The following is an 18048-nucleotide window of genomic DNA, read 5'->3' as shown; positions in this document are numbered from 1 at the left end:
CTTGGCGCTTCGGCGATTGCATCGCTTCGTTGCAGCGTTTCCCTGCAGCTGCCGCAGTTGTTTTAGGACCAACAGGTGCGATCCTTGATAGGCCAGATTTGTCTTCATTGCACCTGTTGAGCTGGAAACGTTCGGCGGCCGTGCTGCTGGTTGTGATGGGTGTGTTGCTCGCCTCCTGCCGCAGTCGAGACAAGAACATCGCCGCGGATTCCCGCCCCCAGGTGCTCACCACCTTCACGGTGTTGGCTGATCTGGCCAGAAATGTGGCGGGTGATCGGATGCAGGTGGCTTCGATCGTCAAGCCCGGGGCCGAGATCCACGGTTATCAACCCACCCCCAGTGACATCGAGCGCGCCAGCAAGGCGGATCTGATTGTCGAGAACGGGTTGGGGCTGGAGTTGTGGGCCCAGCGTTTCACGGCTGCAGCGGGGGACGTGCCCACCATCACACTTTCGGAGGGGATGGAGCCTCTGCTGATCAAGGAGGACGCCTATTCCGGTAAGCCCAATCCCCATGCCTGGATGTCCCCCCAGCGCACGATGGGCTATGTGGACCATCTGGAGCGGGCCTTCAGCCAACTCGATCCGGCCGGAGCCGAGGTCTTTGCCGCTAACTCGTCAGTCTACAAAGCCAAGCTCAAGGCTCTGGATCAGGAGCTGCGCACGGCGATTGCCACGCTGCCGGCCCGGCAACGGCTGCTGGTGAGTTGTGAGGGGGCCTTCACTTATCTGGCAGCGGATTACGGACTCGAAGAGGCCTATCTCTGGCCGGTGAATGCCGAAAGCGAGATCACACCCAAACGCATGGCACGGTTGATCGACACGGTGCGGGAGCGGCAGGTGCCGGCCATTTTCTGTGAAAGCACCGTGAGCGATAAAGCCCAACGGGAGGTGGCAGCGGCGGCCGGAGCACGATTCGGTGGCACCTTTTACGTGGATTCCCTCTCATCTCCGGACGGCCCTGCACCAACCCTGTTGGAACTGCAGCGGCACAATGTGGGTCTGATCCTCAAGGGCCTGGACCTGTCCGAGAGCAACCGCTGATGCGCATTCAGGCCGACCAGCTCTGTGTGGACTACAACGGCACCGTTGCCTTATACGACGCCAGCCTGCACCTGCCAGCCGGTTGCATCTGCGGTTTGGTGGGCATGAACGGTGCCGGCAAATCGACGTTCTTCAAGGCCCTCACTGGGTTTGTTCGCCCCTCGCGGGGCAGAATCCGCATCAACGGCAGCAGCGTTGCTGAAGCCCAGCGTCATCAAGCGGTGGCCTATGTGCCCCAGAGCGAAGGGGTGGACGCCCAGTTCCCAGTGTCGGTGTGGGATGTAGTGATGATGGGCCGCTACGGAGCGATGAATCTGTTGCGGATTCCCCGCAGCTCAGATCGTGTTGCTGTGCGGGACGCCTTGACGCGGGTTGATCTGCTGGAGCTGGCCGATCGTCCCCTTGGCACCCTTTCGGGTGGTCAGCGCAAGCGCACGTTCCTGGCCCGAGCCATCGCCCAGCGCGCCGATGTGCTGCTGCTGGATGAGCCCTTCAATGGTGTTGATGTGCGCACTGAGCAGCTGATGGCCCAGCTGTTTCTTCAGTTCCGCGACGAGGGCCGCACGATCCTGATTTCCACCCACGACCTGGGCCACGTCCGTGATTTTTGCGATCTGGTGGTTCTGATCAACAAGACCGTGCTCGCCTACGGGGAAACCTCGGAAGTGTTCACCCCTGAAAATCTCGCCATGACCTTCGGAGGCGTGCCGCCCGATCTGCTGACGGGCAACAGCTCCCCGGAGGAGACGTTCTAATCAGAGCTCTCCTGTTTCAGTTGCCGTTTCCCGAGAGGCGTCGGGCATCAGGGCAACGAGAGCCTGCTCCAGGTCTTGCATGTACAGCTGCATCGCCTCGCGACGGTTGCTGCGGTACTGACTCAGGCGAGGCCGCACAGGCAAGGCCCGTCCAAGACGCAGTTCCACCCGTTGTGGGCCGAGGCTGGGCTGACCCTTCCAGGGCTTGTCTTCGATCCAGCCGATCGCTTCTTCCACCAGCAGCAACATCTCGGCAAAGCGGTCGAAGTCGGCTCGATCGCTGATGTAATGACCACTCACGCTGGTGAAATGCTCCACCAGTCGCATGCGGGTGAGTTGGAGGTCGGCTTCCCGTGCCTCCCAGTCCGCCAGGCTCCGCTGCAGCGGTGGGAGCTGATCAACACTTTCCCTGTAGATCCGATCCCAGGCGGCCTGCTCGATCCGGCGGCAGCGCTCCTGAAGGTTGCCGACGGCACGCAGTCCGAAATGCGCTTCGGTTTTGGCCAGGCCATGCAGTCGGTAGGCCTCGATCCGTTCGATGAAGGTCTGAGCTGGATTAGGCGTCAGCCGTTCAAGCTGCTCAAGGGCTTTGAGCAGATTCATGCCGATCTGGATCAGCCTGTCGCGGCTGGTGGTCTCGGGATTGTCCGGGCCGGCGTCGGTGCAGTTGATGCCGAGATGGCGTTCGAGGGACGCCAACCGCGACCGGAGGGCGATCCAGTTGGGGTGTCTCCAGCTGTAATGAATGCCAATGGGCAACACCTCCAGCGGCCGCTCGTCGTTGGCTTTCTCCAGATCCTCAGCGGCCCAGAACGCCAGTTGGGCCACTCCCGGCTCCAAGGGCGCCATCTCGCCGGAGAGTTTGTTGGTGGCTCCTTCCGGTGCCACCACGAGCGGGTAGCGCCCCTGGGCCAGCGCCGCGCGGGCCAGGGCCAGAGCTGGGCGATCCAAGCGGCCGCGGTGGATGGCGATGCCGCCACTGCGTTGCAACAGCCAGCCGATCACGGGGCCAGCCCAGATCGGAATGCCGCGGTCGTAGAGAAACCGCAACTGGATGGGTCGTGGCAGTTGCAGCTTGAGCCGCCGAGCTGCCCGGGGAACTTGGTTCCAGAACAGATCCGCCATCACCACCGGGTCACGGGTGCTGGGGTGACGAAAGGCGATCAGCAGATTGCAGGCCCCCGACTGCTGAACTGCAAAGGCCCTGGCCAGGCCTTCTGCCGCATCACGGTGGCTTAGTTCCAGCCCCTGACTGCGGAAGAGCAGGGGCAGCAATCGACTGACCACGGCCTGAACCATTCGGCTGGGGCGGGTGGGCAGCCGGCGCAGCGCGGGGCGGGCGTTCTGGGTGGAGGCGCGGGGCATCGAACCGGCTGCAGCGCGCCCATACTGATCCGATGGAGCTTTTGCTGGAACCCCTCAGTCACGCCTTCATGGTGAAGGCTTTGATGATCAGTGCCCTGGTTGGGGGTGTTTGCGGGCTGTTGTCCTGCTTCATGACCCTGAAGGGATGGGCGTTGATGGGTGATGCCGTCTCCCATGCTGTACTCCCTGGCGTGGTGGTGGCCTATGCCCTGGGCCTGCCCTTCTCCCTCGGGGCGTTCGTCTTCGGTGTGGGCTCCGTTGCCGCCATCGGCTTTGTGAAGCAGAAGTCGAGGGTGAAGGAAGACACCGTCATCGGGCTTGTCTTCACTGGCTTCTTCGCTCTGGGGCTCGTGCTCGTCTCCAAGACGCGCAGCAACATCGATCTCACCCACATCCTGTTCGGCAATGTTCTGGGGATCTCAGCGGGGGACGTGCAGCAGACCCTGGTGATTTCGGTGCTGGTGTTGGTGCTGCTGCTGCTGTTTCGGCGGGACCTGATGCTCTTCTGCTTCGATCCGACCCACGCCAGATCGATCGGGATCAACACCGGACTCCTGCACTACATGCTGTTGGGACTCCTGTCCCTGGCCGCCGTTGCCGGCCTGCAGACCGTGGGAATCATCCTGGTGGTATCCATGCTGGTCACCCCCGGTGCCACGGCCTATCTGCTCACCGATCGGTTTGACCGGATGACGCTGCTGGCCGTCACCAGCAGCGTGCTCTCCAGCGTTCTGGGGGTGTTCATCAGCTACTGGACCGACAGCTCCACCGCTGGTTGCATCGTGCTGGCACAAACCGCGCAATTCGTGCTCGCCTTTCTTCTTGCTCCTGGCCAGGGGGTGCTGCGGCGTCTCTGATCAGTGGATAAGTGGATCAGTGGATCAGTGGATCAGCGCTCGTCCTCGTCCCAGTCGTAGGTGTCGTTGAAGCGTTGAACGCCGGCTTCTCGAAAGTGAAAGTCCTTGGCGGAACGACCCCGATAGGATTCCCTTTGATTGGAACCGGCCTGGTCCCACGGCTCGCGGTAATCCAGATCGTCCCGCATGTCCTGGAACGGTTCAGGAGGCTTCGCTGTCATCCCACTTGGCTTTGCCATCGAGCAGTTCGATCAGCTCCTGGAGCCTGCCCATGGTGACGCGCACATCGGCACCGTCGGGCAGAACACCATCGGCCACCACGTTGTAGTGGTCACGGCACTGGTTGCGCAGCTCCTGCAGGCGCTTCTTGGTGATGGTCTTTTTTTGTTCTGCCGTTGCCATGGCGATTTCGTGGACTGGCCCTCATCCCTAGCAGAGCAGGGTGCTGCGTCTGGATCTATCCCGGAAGAACCTGGCGAAAGCCTTGGGCTTCAACCACGTTGAGCGGGGTGTTGAACAGTTCACTCAGCTCGGCGGGCTGCAGCATCTCCTGCGGAGTTCCATCACTAACGATGCGTCCCTGCGCCAGAAACAGCACCCGTTCCATTTCCGGCACGATCGTGTCGACCCTATGGGTGACCTGCACCACCGTGGTTCCCCCTTGGATCAAGCGCCGCAGGATCGCCAGCAATTGATGGCAGGCCTGGAGGTCGAGGGCGCGGCTCGGTTCATCCAGCACCAGCACCTCGGGTTGGTGAACCAGGGCGCGAGCGATCAACAGGCGGCGTCGCTTTCCGTCCGATAGCTCTCCCCAGCAGCGTTCACGGATGCTGTGAAGGTGCAGTTGATCAAGCAGATCTCGCGCCTGCTCCCACTGCTTAACGCTTGGCTCCTGATCGCGGCCCAGCCGGGTGGCCCCAAAAAAACTGCTCACCACCACCTCTTCAACAGCTGTTTTGGGATGAAGCCGCTGTTCCAGCTCGCTCGACACCACTCCCAGGCGGCTGCGCAGCGCCCAGAGGTTCACCGTCTCGCTACCAAACAACCGCAGATGAGCATCGGGGCGAACGATGGGGTAGAGGCTGCGGTCGATCAGTTTCACCAGGCTGCTTTTGCCTGCGCCATTGGGCCCCAACAAGGTTGTGGACTGCCGCAGTTTCAATTGCAGGTTGAGCTCGTGCAGCACCGGGCGATCGCCCTGCCATGCCTCCACGTTGCGGAGATCGAGCCAGGTTTCAGCTGTCATGGCTTTCCTGCAGCAACCGTTCGATCACGATCGAGAGTCGTGGGGCGACGGGACGGAGCTCCTGCTGCCGCTCACTCCAGATCGAGTCACGCACCAGACCACTGAGGGAGACCAACTTCATCTCCTGGCCTTCCTTCAACTGCAGTTGGCTCAGGGGCACGCTGAGCTTTCCGCGGAACACGTGGGCCACCCGGTTGCCGCTGTCATCGCTGAACCATGGTTCCAGCGGAAGGCTGGGTGACCAATCGATCTCCTCCTGCAGCTCGCGGTGCACCGCGTCGCTGGCTGTCTCTCCCGGATCGAGATGGCCGCCGAACAACCCCCAGTGGCCCGGGTAAATGATTGAGTCGATGTCGTCTCGCAGCTGGAGCAGCCATCGGCCCTCCCGCTCGAGCATGGCCAGGGCGACGGCGGGCTTCATGGCGTCTGCGGCTCGAGGCGTGACCACTGGGCCAGTCCACCGCCCCGCCCCCGCGCTGTGAGTGTTCCCTGCTGCTCGTTCAGTTCGATCAGGGCAAAGAAGGGCAAGCGTTGGGGCTCCGGTGACGGCAGGCTTCGCTGCAGCAGGACCTGATCGAACCAGCTCAGCTCCAACGAAGTGAAGCTGAACATCAGCAATGGCCTGGATCCCTTCAGCTGTGCCTGGCCGCTGAACCGCAACCGGAAACCGGCCAGGCAGACCTGATTCACGATGCTCAGGCCCTGGCCGCCGCGGCTCAAGGTCAGGCTGGCCTGCAGCCAACGCAGCAGCGTTGCAGTGCCAGGTGCCGGTGCATCACCGCTGCGCGTCCAGGTCTGCTGCAACATCCAGCAGCCCGGCAGCTGCTCGATCTGAATGCCGCTGCCCTCACGGCGGCTCTTGCCTTCCCTCGCCAGAAGAGCTGCGGCAGGCGAACCAGGCACGGCTGAGATCATGGGGCTCTGCAACACCCCCATCTTTTCGGAGTCGGCCCATGGAGCGCGACAAGCGCCGGACACCTCCCCTAACGGACCTGCTTCTACGGGGACTGCGCATCGGGGCCAGCACCATCGCCCTGGTGGAACTGCTGCGCAGTGATTGGATCGGAGGGGGGCTCGCCAGCCTGGCCTGGCTGGTGTTCGTTCAGGTGGAGCGTCGGCGGGCGCCGTTCAGGCCTCCGTCCTGAGGATTGAATCGATGCAGTTCGGGTGTTGTCGGATGTAGGCGTTGAACTCCATGGCCAGCAGACGGGCCTCAAAGGCATCGGTGGCGTAGAAGCAGGATTCCAGCTTTTCTCCGTTGGATGTCTTGTGTCGGACGGTGTAGGCAGCCCGTCCCCGAGCAATGCTGGCCATGGACTGATGAAGCAGTCGTTTCAAGCTGGCACTCCTGCTGGGTGGAATTCCATAACCATTCATTCGTGTTTGCGTTTCAACGCTTCGTAAAGCTGTATGAAGCGACCGACAGTCCGTCCGACCTCTCTGCCCGCATCCCGCTGCCCATGGCCTCCCCTGCTCTGGCCTTCAACGTTGCTCTTGCTTCACTCCTGTCACTGATCGCAGGGCCTGTCCAGGCGGAATGGCAGCCGATGCAGGAGCCAGCGGTTTGGCAGTCCCGTCGCGGCGATCTGCTTCCCGGCTACGGCTGGATCTTCATGGAAGCCCTCGACACCCCCGCCCTCAAGGCGGCTGAATACATCCGGGCCCCCAAGAGCGTGGACGGTGCCGTTGAGGTAGAGGCAGGCCTGCTGATCCAGCGCGCTGGCCAGGACCAGTGGACCCAACGGGTTCTGCCGATGCGTGCCAACTGCGCCAAAGGTCAGCTGGAGCAACGCCAGGCCGATGGTGCCTGGACTGTCTACCCCGGTCGCAAAGGAACCGTGGTTAAGGTCCGCTGGATCTGCGCATTGCGATGAGTCGGCCTGCTTTTCATTACGAAGAACCGGAACGCTTCGGCGAGTCGCTCACCACAGCACGCCCCTGGAACCGGTCTGCCCTGACCGATGTGGAGCGGCTCAATGGCCGGGTGGCCATGCTCGGTTTCTTGGCTGCCGTGGTGCTTGAAAAGGCCACAGGCTTGGGAATCGCGGGTCAGCTTGGTGCAGCCCTGCACTGGTACCTGCTGCTGGGTTGATCGATGACGGTAGTTCCTGTTCTGAAGGACTCCCAACGCTTCAAGTTGGACGCCACCGACGACGCGATCTTCTACAGCGAGCCGCGTTTCGTTCACCACCTGGATGCGGGTTTTCGGGCTCGGCTGACTGCCCTTTACCGCGAGCGCATTCCTCCCTGTGCCCAGGTGCTGGATCTGATGAGCAGTTGGGTGAGCCACCTGCCGGACGACGTCAGTTACGACAACGTCATCGGCCATGGCCTTAACGCTGAGGAGCTGAGTGCCAACCCCCGATTGGATCGGCACTGGGTTCAGAACCTCAACCGCGACCAAACCCTCCCGGTTGAGGATGCTTCGATCGACGCCACTCTGATCGTGGCCGGTTGGCAATACCTGCAACAGCCCGAGCCGATCGCCGCTGAGCTTTGGCGGATCACCCGTCCCCGGGGCCAGGTGATCGTGGCGTTTTCCAATCGAATGTTCTTCACCAAGGCTCCCCAGGTCTGGACCGATGGGGATGACGGTGATCACCTCCGTTATGTCGCTGAGGTGTTGATGGCACAGGGTTGGCCCCAGCCGGAGATCGTTGCCGAAGACACCCGCGCCGAGGGTGTGATGGGCTTGTTTGGCGGTAAGGGAGATCCTTTCTTTGCCGTCGTGGCCGAGAAACCTCTCTACTGATTCCTCGACTTTCCTTTGCCTTGCAGGGATGGACGTTGTTCTGCATAGCGGCAGCGTGAGGCTAGAACCAGGATCTCCATGAGCTTCACCCTTCCAGGTTTTCTCCCCTGGCGCTTCAGGATTGTGTTGATCGGTCAGCAGGTGGTTCTTGAGGCTTCGTCTGAGGATCAGCAGCTGAGCACGGTTCTTGAACCTGGTGGAAGTCGGATTCGGCGTGGTTACGACCTGATCAAGGCTCCGCAATGTGCGTTGATCCGGTGAGCAGCACGTCTCGCCTCACCCAGCCCGTCGTCATCTTCGGTGGCTTTCTGATCACGCAGGAGGCCTATAGCCCCCTCGCTGATTGGATTGATCAGGCCACCGGTGCTGCGGTGCGCATCGTGCCTGCGTCCAAATTGGATTGGCTGGCCACCAGCTGGGGGCTTCGGTTGGCGTCGCCTGCTTGATCGTGTTGATGCCGCTGTGCGCAAGCTTCAAAGCGAGTCGCCTAAAGGGCGCGTTACCTTGATTGGTCACAGCTCCGGCGGGGTGATGTTGCGCCCCTATCTGGCCGATCAGACCTTTCTGGGACGCCGTTTCAACGGTGCAGCCCGATGCAATCGCCTGATTACTCTCGGCAGTCCCCATCAGGCCCTGCGTGCCACACCATTGCGGGCTCGTGTGGATCGTGAGTTTCCGGGTTGCCCTGAAGCCGATCGGGTGGACTACGTGGCGGTTGCGGGTCGGCTTGATCCGCTGGGAGCGAATGCATCCAATTTTTCGCGCCGCAGCGCTGCCCGCAGCTATCGCCAGATCATTGGCGACCCGGATCTGGAGGGGGACGGCCTGGTTCCCCTCCCATCAGCCCTGCTGCGGGATGCCCGTTGGATTGAGCTGGCTGATACGGCCCACGGCGGATTGTTCGGCCAAAGCTGGTACGGCTCCACCGATCGGATCGAGCGCTGGTGGTCGCAGCTCGGCGACTGAACCAGGCGATCAGGCATTGTGACCTGCTTCGGCGATCAGCTTGTGCAGGAATCGAAAGGGTTTGGGGGTCAGGCCAGGTCGGCTACACGCAAAACAAGCAAGAAGCGCAAGCCGGGAACGTCAAACCATCGTCGCGATCAATGCCAAATGGGGCGCGACCCCGGCCTCGAGGCGATTCAGGCCAGGCAGTGTCTTGGCCTGCCGCTGACTGGACGTTTGACCGTTGCCCAGGTGAAGCGGGCCCACAAACTTCTGGCTGTTCAACATCACCCCGACAAAGGGGGCCACCCTGAGGTGATGACGCGCTTCAACACAGCTCGCGATGTGCTGCTTGAGCCTGAGATGGAAATGCTTGCCGCCTGACCTGACGTGCCTTGAATCGCGTCAGCTGCCGCTGCTGCGGCCCAGCACCAGCCAGGTGATCAGCATCAACCCACTCAGGCTGACCACGGTGTAAATCCAATCGGCGTATGGCGTCCAGAGCAGTCCCGCAACAGGGGCTGTCATCGGTCCCAGACCAGCAGCAGCACCACAAACAACGCCCCGAAGACGAGGAAGGGCGTGAGCAGCGTCAGCAGAGACTGTGTTTCGATCGTTCCGTTTGCAGCAGGCGGATCATCCAGCGGTCTGTTTTGATCTGTCAAATCTCTTTCATTCACTGAGATTCAGGCCAGAGCCAGCGGCCCATCAACCTTCATCGGGATCAAGCAGTGGGATGAACAACCGTCAGCGTCAACTCCTCATCGCTTTCTCGGCCTCGATGGGGCTCGGTTTGCTCGTTGGTTTGGCGTTCAATGTCACGTCTCAACTGATCCGGCCGGGCAAGATTGATCTGGGTCCGGCATCCCCAGGAGGGCCCGCGCTCCAATCTCCTGCATTGCCTGAGCAGAACACTGGTTCATCTGATCCCGGCTGCGTTGTTCCCCCTGGAGGTGGTCCTCCCGTCACGCCGAACTTTCAGCCCTGTTGATTGCAGGATTCGGGAAGGCATGGGACCCAGGTACCAGAAGAAAAGATAAAAACGTGCCTAAGTGATACCCAGAATTGTTTCGGTTGTTTTTTCTGATACCGAAATCAAAGGCTGCTCGAGGTGATTGTTTGATTCAAATCACGACCACGCATGAACAGCGATCAGCGTCTGAGCTATCTGCACCTGATGAACAAAGCTGCTGAATCTGAAGACAGACAAAGCTATTTCTATTACCTGAAGCTGGCTGAACAAACCCTTCAAAGCCAGGATCCCGACGTCATCTGGAAGCCCGCAGGTTGAATCAGCGAATCATGTTGGCTTTGAAAAAACCGAACCCAAGGCCGAACGAAGATGATTGATCGCGATGCAGGGTGACTGACACATCGAAATCGAAAAGATCCGATTGTTCGATGTCCTCACGCTTGAGGCTGTAGCTGTTCTCGACCTCAAAGCGGTCGATGATCTCATCGCGATGGGTCTCCAGATAATCCACCACCTGTTTCAGCACATGGTCGCGCCACGCTTCACTGGCATCGTTACCGACTTCTTTGGGCATCGTTCCTTGAACCCTGTCTACAGATTGAAGCCAAGGCCGACATTGACCCGTGTGCCTTGCCGGTGGGGGTGAACGGGAACGATCCACGGCGCTGGGGCAACGATGACCCGCTGGGGCGCCGGTGAAACCATGGGTCCGTACACCGGTGAATAGATGCGGTAATAGGTGCGGTAGTTGCTTTCGATTGCTCTTCTGTAACCCTGCCTATAGCCCCTGTTGTAGGCCTTCTTCTTTTTGCGTGAGTGGTGGTGGTGATGGTTATCACCATGGGCTGCAGCTGCGGAACTCAGGCCGGTTCCGGCGAGGACGGCAACCAGCGCAGTTGTGCTGAGACGTTGGGCTGGCGACATTGCAGGCGGATGGAATGGGCTGACCCTAGACCGACTGATTCGCCAAACTTCGTCAAGTTTCCAGCCAGATGTGACTAAATCTTCATCGTGGAATCGGTCTGCTTATGGCGTGTCGGTGCGTTGTTCGAGTACGAATCGCAATGCCCACAGTCCGGCATAGGAGCCTGTCAGAACAAGGAGGATCAGGATCAGCACGACTCATCCTCAGTGTGGATGTGTGTTGTAGCTGACCTGAGTTTGTTTTGTGGTCAGATCTTCAAGTAGCCGTACCAATCGGGGTGCACTGGTGCGTCGCCAACGTCAGGATCCACGATCAGTTTCAAATGCCACTGGCCATTGCCTTGAATCGGCAGCAGATCATCCAGGCTGCTGTCCATGTCGATAGGGTGAAGATCATCCTTGTGAACCTGTTCTTTACCTTGCAGCCAACGCTGGCGTGCCCGTGCTTTTGCAGAGGCTGAAGAACGGGCCACGATCACCCCGAAGGCGTGCTGCTCCGCCATTGATGTGGGGTCGTAGGCGCCAAGGTTGACGAACCACAGATGCGAAGCATCGGCACTAGTTGCGTCCTGTGCGTGCTCTACAACCTCAATGCGATGTCCATCGGCATGGTCGATGCAGCGGTAGCTGTCGATGTGCAGGCCACGGCGAAGGCCGATCCATTCCTTGCGCAGGGCTGGCAACGTTGCGTCGATGGTTTCGCCCACGACCCAGCGCACATCGTGTTGCTCAACGTGGCAGCCCTTGCAACGCCCCCCCAGCACCACCAGGAACAGCTTCTTGGCGCTGCTCATGGCCGTACCGTCGACGCCGAGTCGGCATGGGCGACGACAGCACGGCAGTGGGCGATGAACTCCTCGGCGTTTCTCTCTCCTTTGGCTTCCTTGGTCTGCCGGCTGAGAATCTCAAAACTCGCAGTGGTGGTGCTGCTCACCGGGGAGACGGTCGGACTGCGCTGTCCATCATGAAGGCGATCGTCCAATGGCTGTCCGTCGTAGGGGTCCGTGCCGTCACAACGCTGAAAGGCTGCATGGATGGCATCGATGGCTTCCTTCACCTGATACGTGGCTCCACGCTTTCTGGCGCGTTTGGTGATCGTCACCGCGGTGCGGTTCAGCAGCCGCTTGTAGCTATCGGTGTCGATGTCCAGCCAGCTGGGGGTTGTGACCGACAACGGATTGCGTCCCATGCACCCCTCGGTGGCTCCAGCTGTTCAAACTTTTTCGAGCCAGACCACAAACAATCGGCGGATTTCCTCCTCGTTGGTCACCCGTTCGCTTAGAGAGGCCGTTACTGCGCCGGGGTGCTCGCGCTGCACGATCTGTTCAGCCTCGTAGGCATCCGCCGCTTCAACAGGCCTGAAGCCAGCGTCAACGGCCGCTGGAGAGCAATAGAAGACGGGGTAACGGCTCATTGGGTTGCTGCAACCTCCAACCGATAGCAACGATTGTGCAATCGAGGGAATTGTTGAAAGGAGCTCGCTGCCTCGTCTCATGGTTCAGTGATCTTCCTTAAGTCCTGAGCCTGAACAAATGTCGATCCATACCTTTGGTGGTTCTTGCTGAGACAGCTTGGCCTTTGATTCTGGAGATAAAACTGATCGATTCATTGCTGCCGCCAAGACACGGGCGGAAGCTGCGTTGAATGAGCCGGCCCCAAAACTGACGGCCTTGGAAAAGGGAATGCTGGAGTCGCTGCGACGGGGTGGAAGGCCCGTACACCATGGCTGATATCAGCGCATCAGCAGCCAAACGGCTAAGCCGCCACAACCAAAACCTTTGGCGAACTGAGCCCAGGTGAGGCCGTAGGTATCGAGTGAAAGCGTTCTCATCATCAGATTCAGAACCTCCTTGTGTTTTCGAATCAACGGTGAGCTGTTGGCCGTGTTCAGTTGGGGAATCTGTTTGAGTTTGATCTCGCCAAGCTTTGCCAACGTTTCTGATCTCTGCAAGTTTCGAACTTTAAGGGTGATCTAGTTGGATCTCAATTCGGAAGCGTCCCGGGACTGAGGCTTTGGTGTGTCACGTCGATCAGCTCTAAATCCTTGTCGTATTCCGCTGTGATGGTCTGCATCGCATCGTCGCGCAACATCCAGATCACCTGGATGGAAAAGGGCTGCATCGGAGTGATGCGTTTTGGACAACGCAGGATGATGCGATCCGGAAGGTAGTGATTGGATTGATCCGATTCTCCGGGGGCAATCCATTGCCAGAACGTGGTGCTGGAGGGCAAGCGCGATAAATCCTTGAGAATCTGACGCCCTTGCCCTTGCCATGGGCCGACGAGATGCCACGGTTCCACCTGATCGATGGCGTCTGTCCAACCATCGGTTGAGGCGTTGCCCCGTTGTTCTCTGATCGTGGCGGTGCGAAGTAACGCCCCATCTTTCTCAAAGAGCACTCCCACGCTGTGGCGACGGTCGCCATCCATCAGAAACAGCTCAAACGGTGTGAACTGGTTTGGCTCCAACGATTGGGATCAACCAGGCAGCGGCACCATTGTCGAGAGCAAGCCCGCGCATGGGAATGCTGGCTGGATGAGCAAAACCATCCCGTTGATTGTGATCTTTGACGTTGTAGGACCATTGCTTGTGTCTTGAGCGACCGTCCGTATAGCGGTATCGATTGTTTTGAACGATCTCCGTCGCGGCTGAGTTGGCGGTGAATTCGCGTGTGCTGGCGAAGCTTTCTTTGACGTCTCCTTTCGACGTGTAGCGCGTCCAGCTGCCTTTCCATATCCCCAGGTGGTTGTTCCAAAAGGCATGCCAATTTCCTTCTGCTGCCTGCTTTTCCGTTGTTAATGCTGCTGTGGTGATTGACCCGCGTGCCGATCCATCGGCTCGGCTCAAACCTGGCTCAACAACAGCCAGGCCAAACAACAGGGCGCTGTGACCCAAAACCGTGAACCAACGACCCATGGTGTTGTTGCAACACGCCAATCCTGGCTCAACCCTCTTTGCGGATGGCCTCGTCCTTCATCCGCTGAACCCGCTCCAAAACGGATTCATTGCTCATCCTGTTGTTGAGCCGTTCCACCAGCAGCGGAAAGGCCAGCGGGCTGGGGCGAGGGGTTTCAACGTGCAGCCATTCCTGGCTTGCAGCACGTTTCAAGGCAGCCTCCAGGCGTGAGATCTCCAACTGGTCATCGAGCACTTCCTGTTGGGCCTGCAGCAGCAAGCGATTGTTCGGTTCATGGCGGCTGAACACATCGAACAGCAGCGAGGCACTGATCTGAAGTTGGCCGGTGCTTTTGCTCGATCTAGGGAAGCCGCGGTTCATCAGACCAGCGATCTGGGCGATAGCGCGGAAGCGTCGCCGTTGCAGCTCGGAAAGATTCAGTGCGTTCTTCAGATCCCGCTCCAGTTGTTGCCGATCGAGCAGCAGATCGATGTGGTCCTCCAGCAGCTCCGCCATGGGGTAGCTCTTTGGTGCCAACAGCTCAAAGCCATAGTCGTTCACCGACACCGTGATCGTGCCTCGCTCCAGACGGGTGAGTCGCGACGCCCAGAGGAAGCCGATGCCCTCATGTACGAACCGTCCTTCAAAGGGGTAGGCAAACAGGTGCGTGCCTTCGCGGGTGCGACAGGTCTCAATCAACAGCTGACCAACCGTCGGCAGCACTGAGATGTCCTGTTGTCGATCAAACAGGGGTTTCAGAGCCTGCAGTTCAGCGTTGTCGAGATCACCCCGGCTGGCACGGTCCACCTCGAGACGCAGGTGATGGGTCAGCAGATCGGAGAGGGCCATCTGTCCCCCTGCCCAGGCAGGCACCGTGCGCGTCTTCTTGGTGCTCACTTTCACGTAAGCGGTCATGTCCCGCAGCCGCACGAATTCCAGCTGGCGGCCGGAGAAGAAGAACACATCCTTCGGTTTGAGCTGGCTGATGAAGGTCTCCTCCACATGGCCGAGAACGGCACCACGGACAAACCGCACGGTGATCGCTGGTGCGGCTGTGATCGTTCCAACGTTGAGACGGTGCAGCCGGGCGATGGCCTTTTCTCGAACCCGGTAGCGCTGGCTTGTCTCCTCCCACTCGAGCTTGCGGTAACGGGGATAGGCCCCCAGGCACTCTCCGCCCTGCTCGAGAAACAGCATGCACCAGTCCCAGTCGTCCTGACTCAGATCGGCGTAGGCGGCACAGCTCCGCACGGTCTGCAACGTGTGCTCGGGATTGAAGCCAGGGCCGCAGGCCAACCCTGTGAGGTGCTGCAGCAGCACATCAAGAGGGGCTTTCGGCGGCTTGCGTTGTTCCACCAGACCCTCCACCAGCCCCCGCCGCACGGCACTGAGTTCAAGCAGTTCAAGGGCATTGGTGGGCATGAACAGTACTTGGGATGTTCCGCCGGGCAAGTGCGCTGACCGCCCTGCCCGCTGAAGCAGCCGAGCCAGATTCTTGGGGCTCCCGATCTGCACTACCTGTTCCACGGGCTGGAAGTCCACCCCGAGATCCAGAGAGCTTGTGCAGACCACCCAACGAATGCTGCCGGCTTTCACGGAGGCTTCGATCGCTTCCCGCTCACTGCGATCAATCGCGCTGTGGTGCAGGGCCAATCCCTTCTCCATTTCCGGGCATGCGAAGCGCAGACACTGGTGCCAACGCTCTGACTGATTGCGGGTGTTGGTGAACAGCAAGGTGCTGATGCCGGGATTGAGGCGGGCCACCAGCTCCTCGTACATACGCAAACCGAGGTGTCCAGCCCAGGGGAAGCCATCGATCGTGTCTGGAAGGATGCTCCGAATCTCCGTGCTGCGGGCTGGCGCACCCCCGATCAGCTGCGGTTCGCCTGCCGTCCCCAGGGCATGGCGCGCCGCCTGCTCGATGTTGCCGATGGTGGCACTGATGGCCCAGGTCTGGAGCTGGGGACGCAGCTGCCGCAACCAGCTCAGGCACAGCTCGGTCTGGCTGCCCCGTTTGCTGCCCATCAACTCGTGCCATTCATCGAGGATCACCGTCTCGAGTTGGCCAAACAGCTCTTCGGCCTTGGCGTTGCTAAGCAGCAGGGCGAGGGACTCCGGAGTTGTCACCAGAATCTGTGGCGGCGCCTTGAGCTGTTTAGTGCGTTCGCTGCTGCTGCTGTCGCCATTGCGGATGCCCACCCGAATCGGCCACCCCATCGCCTCGATCGGCTCGCGGATCGCCAGCGACAAGTCGCGGCTGAGGGCCCGCAAGGGCGTGATGTAGACGAGACGTATTCCTTTCAACGGCTGCTCCTCCGCCAACATCCGCGCCATCGGTCCCATAACAGCGGCGAAGGTTTTGCCCGATCCCGTGGGCACTTGGATTAACCCATTCCGCCCCGCTAGATAGGCGTTCCATGTCTCCTGCTGAAACGGCAGCGGTGTCCAGTTTCTCTGCGCGAACCAGGCATGAATCGGGTTCAAGCGAGGGTCGTTGGTTGTTGGTTTGGCCTTTGCCTTCGCCTTCGCTTTTGAAGCTGCCATCAACGGTTCTCGATCAATGCCATCGCGGTCTGGAGTGAATCCGCTTCATCGGCAGGTTTGTCGCGTCGCCAGCGCAGGATGCGCGGGAAACGCACGGCGATGCCTGATTTATGGCGTTTTGAGGGGTGGATGCCCTCAAAGCCGATTTCAAACACCAGCTCGGTTTTCAGGGACCGTGCTGGCCCGAAGCGCTGCAGGGTGTTGCGGCGGATCCAGCGGTCCAGTTCGAGGATTTCGGCATCATTGAGGCCTGAATAAGCCTTGGCAAAAGTCACCAGCTGCGGTTCTTCCGTGTTGCTCCACAGGCCGAAGGTGTAATCGGTGAAGAGGTTGGCGCGTCGCCCACTGCCGGCCTGGGCATACAGGAGCACCGCATCGAGGGTCATCGGCTCCAGCTTGTGTTTCCACCAGTTGCCGCGTTTGCGCCCGCTGAGATAAGGCGAATCCGCTTGTTTGAGCATCAGCCCTTCGGCGTTGTGTTGACGCGCCAGGTTCCGTTGTTTCTCAAGCTCTTCCCAGGTGTTGATCGACCAGGACGGGCTCTGCTTCAACCGCCACGAATCAGGATGCTCGATGCTGCCCAGCAGCTGAGTCAGATGCTGCTGACGCTGCCGTAATCCCAGCTGGCGAATGTCCGTGCCCTGATGTTCCAGCAGGTCGTAGGCGATGAACCGCATCGGGCAGTCGCGTTTCAATGTTGCCCCAACGGTTTTGCGGCCGAGACGTCGTTGCAGCTGATCAAAACCAAGTGGTTGAGCTGCGTTCTGCTGCCAGCAGATCAGTTCGCCGTCCAGAACGCTTCCTGACGGCAAGGCCTGAGCCACCTCAACCAGCTCAGGGAAGCTCTCGTTGACCAATTCTTCTCCACGGCTCCAGAGGTAGACGCCGGAACCGCGGTGGATCAGCTGACCGCGGATCCCATCCCATTTCCACTCAAGTTGCCATTCGTTTGCGGATGTCTCCCGCAGTCGTTCGGGCTCCAGGGGACTGGCGAGATAAAAGGGGTAAGGGGTGCCACTGGAACGGTGTTCATCTGCGGTTGCGCTGTCGGTGAGTTGCCTGAAGCGCTCGGCCGAGGGCTCAAAGCCCCCCATCAGCCGTTGCACCACCAGGCTTTCCTCGAGATCAAACGCCTCGGCGATGGCGCGGCTGATCAGGCCCGTCGACACGCCGACACGGAACCCTCCCGTGAGCAGTTTGTTGACGATGAAGTGCTGGTCGAGCGGGGTTCGATGCCACAGCCAGATCACCGCATTGGCTTGGTCCTCATCGCTTCTGGTGCTGATGGCCGGCAGCAGTGTGTCCATCCACCAGCTCAGGGGCCTATCCCCTTCAGCTCTGGGTAGACCGGGATCGGTCGCTTCCACCCGCTCTTGCACGGCAGGCCAGAGCAGGCTGATGGTTTCGGCTGAGTCGCCCACCTGGCCATAGCAGTCGTCGATCAGCCAATCCGGAAGACCGCCGCGGTCTCGCAGGATGTCGCGGAGTCGGCGACCGGTGATCAGCCGCCGGCGTCGTTTGCCCAACAGCAGCGTCAACGCCCAGGCCGCTTCGCCTGGCTCGACCCCCTGAAAGTGGTCCACCAGCGCCTGCACCTTGGCCTTGGTGCCCGTGACCTGATCCAGTTGATTGAACAGGTCCTGAAAGGCCCGCATGCGCGCTTGAACGGGATGGACGAAATGCCCCGCCATCCTGACAAGACATTTTGTGAGCAGTGCTGGAAATCAGACGCAGACCTGTGTTGATC

The 18048-nt window shown here is 60.2% G+C and carries 31 protein-coding genes; 12 read left to right on the top strand and 19 right to left on the bottom strand.

Features of this window, described 5'->3' with window-relative positions; genetic code table 11:
- Window positions 1-155 precede the first annotated feature (155 nt).
- Complete coding sequence (locus tag SYNCC9605_RS07460) at window positions 156-1043, top strand: metal ABC transporter substrate-binding protein (RefSeq protein ID WP_049749524.1); 888 nt, start codon at window positions 156-158, stop codon at window positions 1041-1043.
- Window positions 1043-1798 carry a metal ABC transporter ATP-binding protein gene (locus SYNCC9605_RS07455; RefSeq protein ID WP_011364452.1) on the top strand — a complete coding sequence of 252 codons (756 nt, stop codon included), beginning with the start codon at window positions 1043-1045 and terminating at the stop codon, window positions 1796-1798. The genes SYNCC9605_RS07460 and SYNCC9605_RS07455 overlap by 1 nt, the downstream gene beginning before the upstream one ends.
- Here SYNCC9605_RS07455 and SYNCC9605_RS07450 read toward each other — a convergent pair whose 3' ends face one another.
- On the bottom strand, window positions 1799-3163 hold the full coding sequence (locus SYNCC9605_RS07450) for a lysophospholipid acyltransferase family protein (protein WP_011364451.1): 1365 nt from the start codon (window positions 3161-3163) through the stop codon (window positions 1799-1801).
- A 32-nt stretch (window positions 3164-3195) separates the two neighbouring features.
- Here SYNCC9605_RS07450 and SYNCC9605_RS07445 point away from each other — a divergent pair, with 32 nt between their 5' ends.
- Window positions 3196-4020 carry a metal ABC transporter permease gene (locus tag SYNCC9605_RS07445; RefSeq protein ID WP_011364450.1) on the top strand — a complete coding sequence of 275 codons (825 nt, stop codon included), beginning with the start codon at window positions 3196-3198 and terminating at the stop codon, window positions 4018-4020.
- Window positions 4021-4052: 32 nt separating this feature from the next.
- On the opposite strand, the gene SYNCC9605_RS14675 is transcribed toward SYNCC9605_RS07445, so the two are convergent.
- Genes SYNCC9605_RS14675 through SYNCC9605_RS07425 form a run of 5 tightly spaced genes read right to left on the bottom strand, consistent with a single transcriptional unit; the run spans window position 4053 to window position 6169 of the window.
- Window positions 4053-4241, bottom strand: coding sequence for a hypothetical protein (locus tag SYNCC9605_RS14675; RefSeq protein WP_198002435.1), 189 nt, complete (start codon window positions 4239-4241; stop codon window positions 4053-4055).
- Entirely contained in the window at window positions 4222-4422 is a 201-nt protein-coding gene (locus SYNCC9605_RS07440; RefSeq protein WP_011364449.1) for a hypothetical protein, read from the bottom strand. The genes SYNCC9605_RS14675 and SYNCC9605_RS07440 overlap by 20 nt, the downstream gene beginning before the upstream one ends.
- Before the next feature lie 55 nt (window positions 4423-4477).
- Window positions 4478-5266, bottom strand: a complete 789-nt coding sequence (locus tag SYNCC9605_RS07435; protein WP_011364448.1) for an ABC transporter ATP-binding protein — start codon at window positions 5264-5266, stop codon at window positions 4478-4480.
- Window positions 5256-5687, bottom strand: a complete 432-nt coding sequence (locus SYNCC9605_RS07430; RefSeq protein WP_011364447.1) for an NUDIX hydrolase — start codon at window positions 5685-5687, stop codon at window positions 5256-5258. Before SYNCC9605_RS07430 ends, SYNCC9605_RS07435 begins: the two co-directional genes overlap by 11 nt.
- The gene (locus SYNCC9605_RS07425; RefSeq protein ID WP_156783044.1) at window positions 5684-6169 is read right to left on the bottom strand and encodes a hypothetical protein; all 486 of its coding nucleotides are present in this window, start codon (window positions 6167-6169) and stop codon (window positions 5684-5686) included. Before SYNCC9605_RS07425 ends, SYNCC9605_RS07430 begins: the two co-directional genes overlap by 4 nt.
- A 50-nt stretch (window positions 6170-6219) precedes the next feature.
- On the opposite strand from SYNCC9605_RS07425, the gene SYNCC9605_RS07420 reads away from it, so the two are divergent.
- Window positions 6220-6411, top strand: a complete 192-nt coding sequence (locus SYNCC9605_RS07420; protein ID WP_011364445.1) for a hypothetical protein — start codon at window positions 6220-6222, stop codon at window positions 6409-6411.
- Here the strand turns inward: SYNCC9605_RS07420 and SYNCC9605_RS07415 are convergent.
- Window positions 6395-6580: a hypothetical protein gene (locus SYNCC9605_RS07415; protein ID WP_011364444.1), complete on the bottom strand. Its 186-nt coding sequence runs from the start codon at window positions 6578-6580 to the stop codon at window positions 6395-6397. The genes SYNCC9605_RS07420 and SYNCC9605_RS07415 overlap by 17 nt on opposite strands.
- 65 nt (window positions 6581-6645) lie before the next feature.
- Between SYNCC9605_RS07415 and SYNCC9605_RS07410 the strand changes: the two genes are divergently transcribed.
- From SYNCC9605_RS07410 to SYNCC9605_RS15800, 7 genes are all read left to right on the top strand, one after another.
- On the top strand, window positions 6646-7140 hold the full coding sequence (locus tag SYNCC9605_RS07410) for a hypothetical protein (protein ID WP_257928515.1): 495 nt from the start codon (window positions 6646-6648) through the stop codon (window positions 7138-7140).
- Window positions 7137-7358, top strand: coding sequence for a chlorophyll a/b-binding protein (locus SYNCC9605_RS07405; RefSeq protein WP_011364442.1), 222 nt, complete (start codon window positions 7137-7139; stop codon window positions 7356-7358). The genes SYNCC9605_RS07410 and SYNCC9605_RS07405 overlap by 4 nt, the downstream gene beginning before the upstream one ends.
- A gap of 3 nt (window positions 7359-7361) precedes the next feature.
- Window positions 7362-8018 (top strand): methyltransferase domain-containing protein, encoded by a 657-nt coding sequence (locus SYNCC9605_RS07400; protein WP_011364441.1) that lies wholly within the window; start codon window positions 7362-7364, stop codon window positions 8016-8018.
- 78 nt (window positions 8019-8096) lie between these two features.
- Window positions 8097-8279, top strand: coding sequence for a hypothetical protein (locus SYNCC9605_RS07395; RefSeq protein ID WP_041434818.1), 183 nt, complete (start codon window positions 8097-8099; stop codon window positions 8277-8279).
- Window positions 8276-8464, top strand: a complete 189-nt coding sequence (locus tag SYNCC9605_RS15805) for a hypothetical protein (protein ID WP_374699851.1) — start codon at window positions 8276-8278, stop codon at window positions 8462-8464. Before SYNCC9605_RS07395 ends, SYNCC9605_RS15805 begins: the two co-directional genes overlap by 4 nt.
- Window positions 8382-8984, top strand: a complete 603-nt coding sequence (locus SYNCC9605_RS07390; protein WP_374699850.1) for a lipase family alpha/beta hydrolase — start codon at window positions 8382-8384, stop codon at window positions 8982-8984. The genes SYNCC9605_RS15805 and SYNCC9605_RS07390 overlap by 83 nt, the downstream gene beginning before the upstream one ends.
- Before the next feature lie 147 nt (window positions 8985-9131).
- The gene (locus tag SYNCC9605_RS15800; protein ID WP_011364440.1) at window positions 9132-9347 is read left to right on the top strand and encodes a molecular chaperone DnaJ; all 216 of its coding nucleotides are present in this window, start codon (window positions 9132-9134) and stop codon (window positions 9345-9347) included.
- Between the two features lie 21 nt (window positions 9348-9368).
- On the opposite strand, the gene SYNCC9605_RS14670 is transcribed toward SYNCC9605_RS15800, so the two are convergent.
- Both SYNCC9605_RS14670 and SYNCC9605_RS14665 read right to left on the bottom strand, forming a co-directional pair.
- On the bottom strand, window positions 9369-9491 hold the full coding sequence (locus SYNCC9605_RS14670) for a hypothetical protein (protein ID WP_257928511.1): 123 nt from the start codon (window positions 9489-9491) through the stop codon (window positions 9369-9371).
- Window positions 9488-9628, bottom strand: coding sequence for a hypothetical protein (locus tag SYNCC9605_RS14665; protein WP_156783043.1), 141 nt, complete (start codon window positions 9626-9628; stop codon window positions 9488-9490). Before SYNCC9605_RS14665 ends, SYNCC9605_RS14670 begins: the two co-directional genes overlap by 4 nt.
- A 476-nt stretch (window positions 9629-10104) precedes the next feature.
- Between SYNCC9605_RS14665 and SYNCC9605_RS15135 the strand changes: the two genes are divergently transcribed.
- Complete coding sequence (locus SYNCC9605_RS15135) at window positions 10105-10254, top strand: hypothetical protein (RefSeq protein ID WP_198002434.1); 150 nt, start codon at window positions 10105-10107, stop codon at window positions 10252-10254.
- Window position 10255: 1 nt separating this feature from the next.
- On the opposite strand, the gene SYNCC9605_RS07375 is transcribed toward SYNCC9605_RS15135, so the two are convergent.
- From SYNCC9605_RS07375 to SYNCC9605_RS07330, 10 genes are all read right to left on the bottom strand, one after another.
- On the bottom strand, window positions 10256-10510 hold the full coding sequence (locus SYNCC9605_RS07375; RefSeq protein ID WP_011364438.1) for a hypothetical protein: 255 nt from the start codon (window positions 10508-10510) through the stop codon (window positions 10256-10258).
- Between the two features lie 17 nt (window positions 10511-10527).
- Window positions 10528-10860: a hypothetical protein gene (locus SYNCC9605_RS07370; protein WP_011364437.1), complete on the bottom strand. Its 333-nt coding sequence runs from the start codon at window positions 10858-10860 to the stop codon at window positions 10528-10530.
- Window positions 10861-11108: 248 nt separating this feature from the next.
- Entirely contained in the window at window positions 11109-11654 is a 546-nt protein-coding gene (locus SYNCC9605_RS07365) for a DUF1543 domain-containing protein (RefSeq protein ID WP_011364436.1), read from the bottom strand.
- A complete protein-coding gene (locus tag SYNCC9605_RS07360; RefSeq protein ID WP_011364435.1) occupies window positions 11651-12049 on the bottom strand; it encodes a hypothetical protein in 399 nt (132 codons plus the stop codon). Before SYNCC9605_RS07360 ends, SYNCC9605_RS07365 begins: the two co-directional genes overlap by 4 nt.
- 24 nt (window positions 12050-12073) lie before the next feature.
- Window positions 12074-12274, bottom strand: a complete 201-nt coding sequence (locus tag SYNCC9605_RS07355) for a hypothetical protein (RefSeq protein WP_257928495.1) — start codon at window positions 12272-12274, stop codon at window positions 12074-12076.
- Window positions 12275-12592: 318 nt separating this feature from the next.
- Window positions 12593-12793: a hypothetical protein gene (locus SYNCC9605_RS07350; protein WP_041435641.1), complete on the bottom strand. Its 201-nt coding sequence runs from the start codon at window positions 12791-12793 to the stop codon at window positions 12593-12595.
- Between the two features lie 50 nt (window positions 12794-12843).
- Entirely contained in the window at window positions 12844-13329 is a 486-nt protein-coding gene (locus SYNCC9605_RS07345; protein WP_041434812.1) for a DUF3598 family protein, read from the bottom strand.
- The gene (locus SYNCC9605_RS07340) at window positions 13301-13738 is read right to left on the bottom strand and encodes a DUF3598 family protein (protein ID WP_198002433.1); all 438 of its coding nucleotides are present in this window, start codon (window positions 13736-13738) and stop codon (window positions 13301-13303) included. Before SYNCC9605_RS07340 ends, SYNCC9605_RS07345 begins: the two co-directional genes overlap by 29 nt.
- Window positions 13739-13805: 67 nt before the next feature.
- Window positions 13806-16301, bottom strand: coding sequence for a ligase-associated DNA damage response DEXH box helicase (locus SYNCC9605_RS07335; RefSeq protein ID WP_011364432.1), 2496 nt, complete (start codon window positions 16299-16301; stop codon window positions 13806-13808).
- Complete coding sequence (locus tag SYNCC9605_RS07330; protein ID WP_011364431.1) at window positions 16301-17956, bottom strand: ATP-dependent DNA ligase; 1656 nt, start codon at window positions 17954-17956, stop codon at window positions 16301-16303. Before SYNCC9605_RS07330 ends, SYNCC9605_RS07335 begins: the two co-directional genes overlap by 1 nt.
- Between the last annotated feature and the right edge of the window lie 92 nt (window positions 17957-18048).

This window comes from Synechococcus sp. CC9605 (assembly GCF_000012625.1).
GTDB lineage: Bacteria > Cyanobacteriota > Cyanobacteriia > PCC-6307 > Cyanobiaceae > Parasynechococcus.
This window is presented reverse-complemented; position numbering and strand designations above follow the sequence as displayed.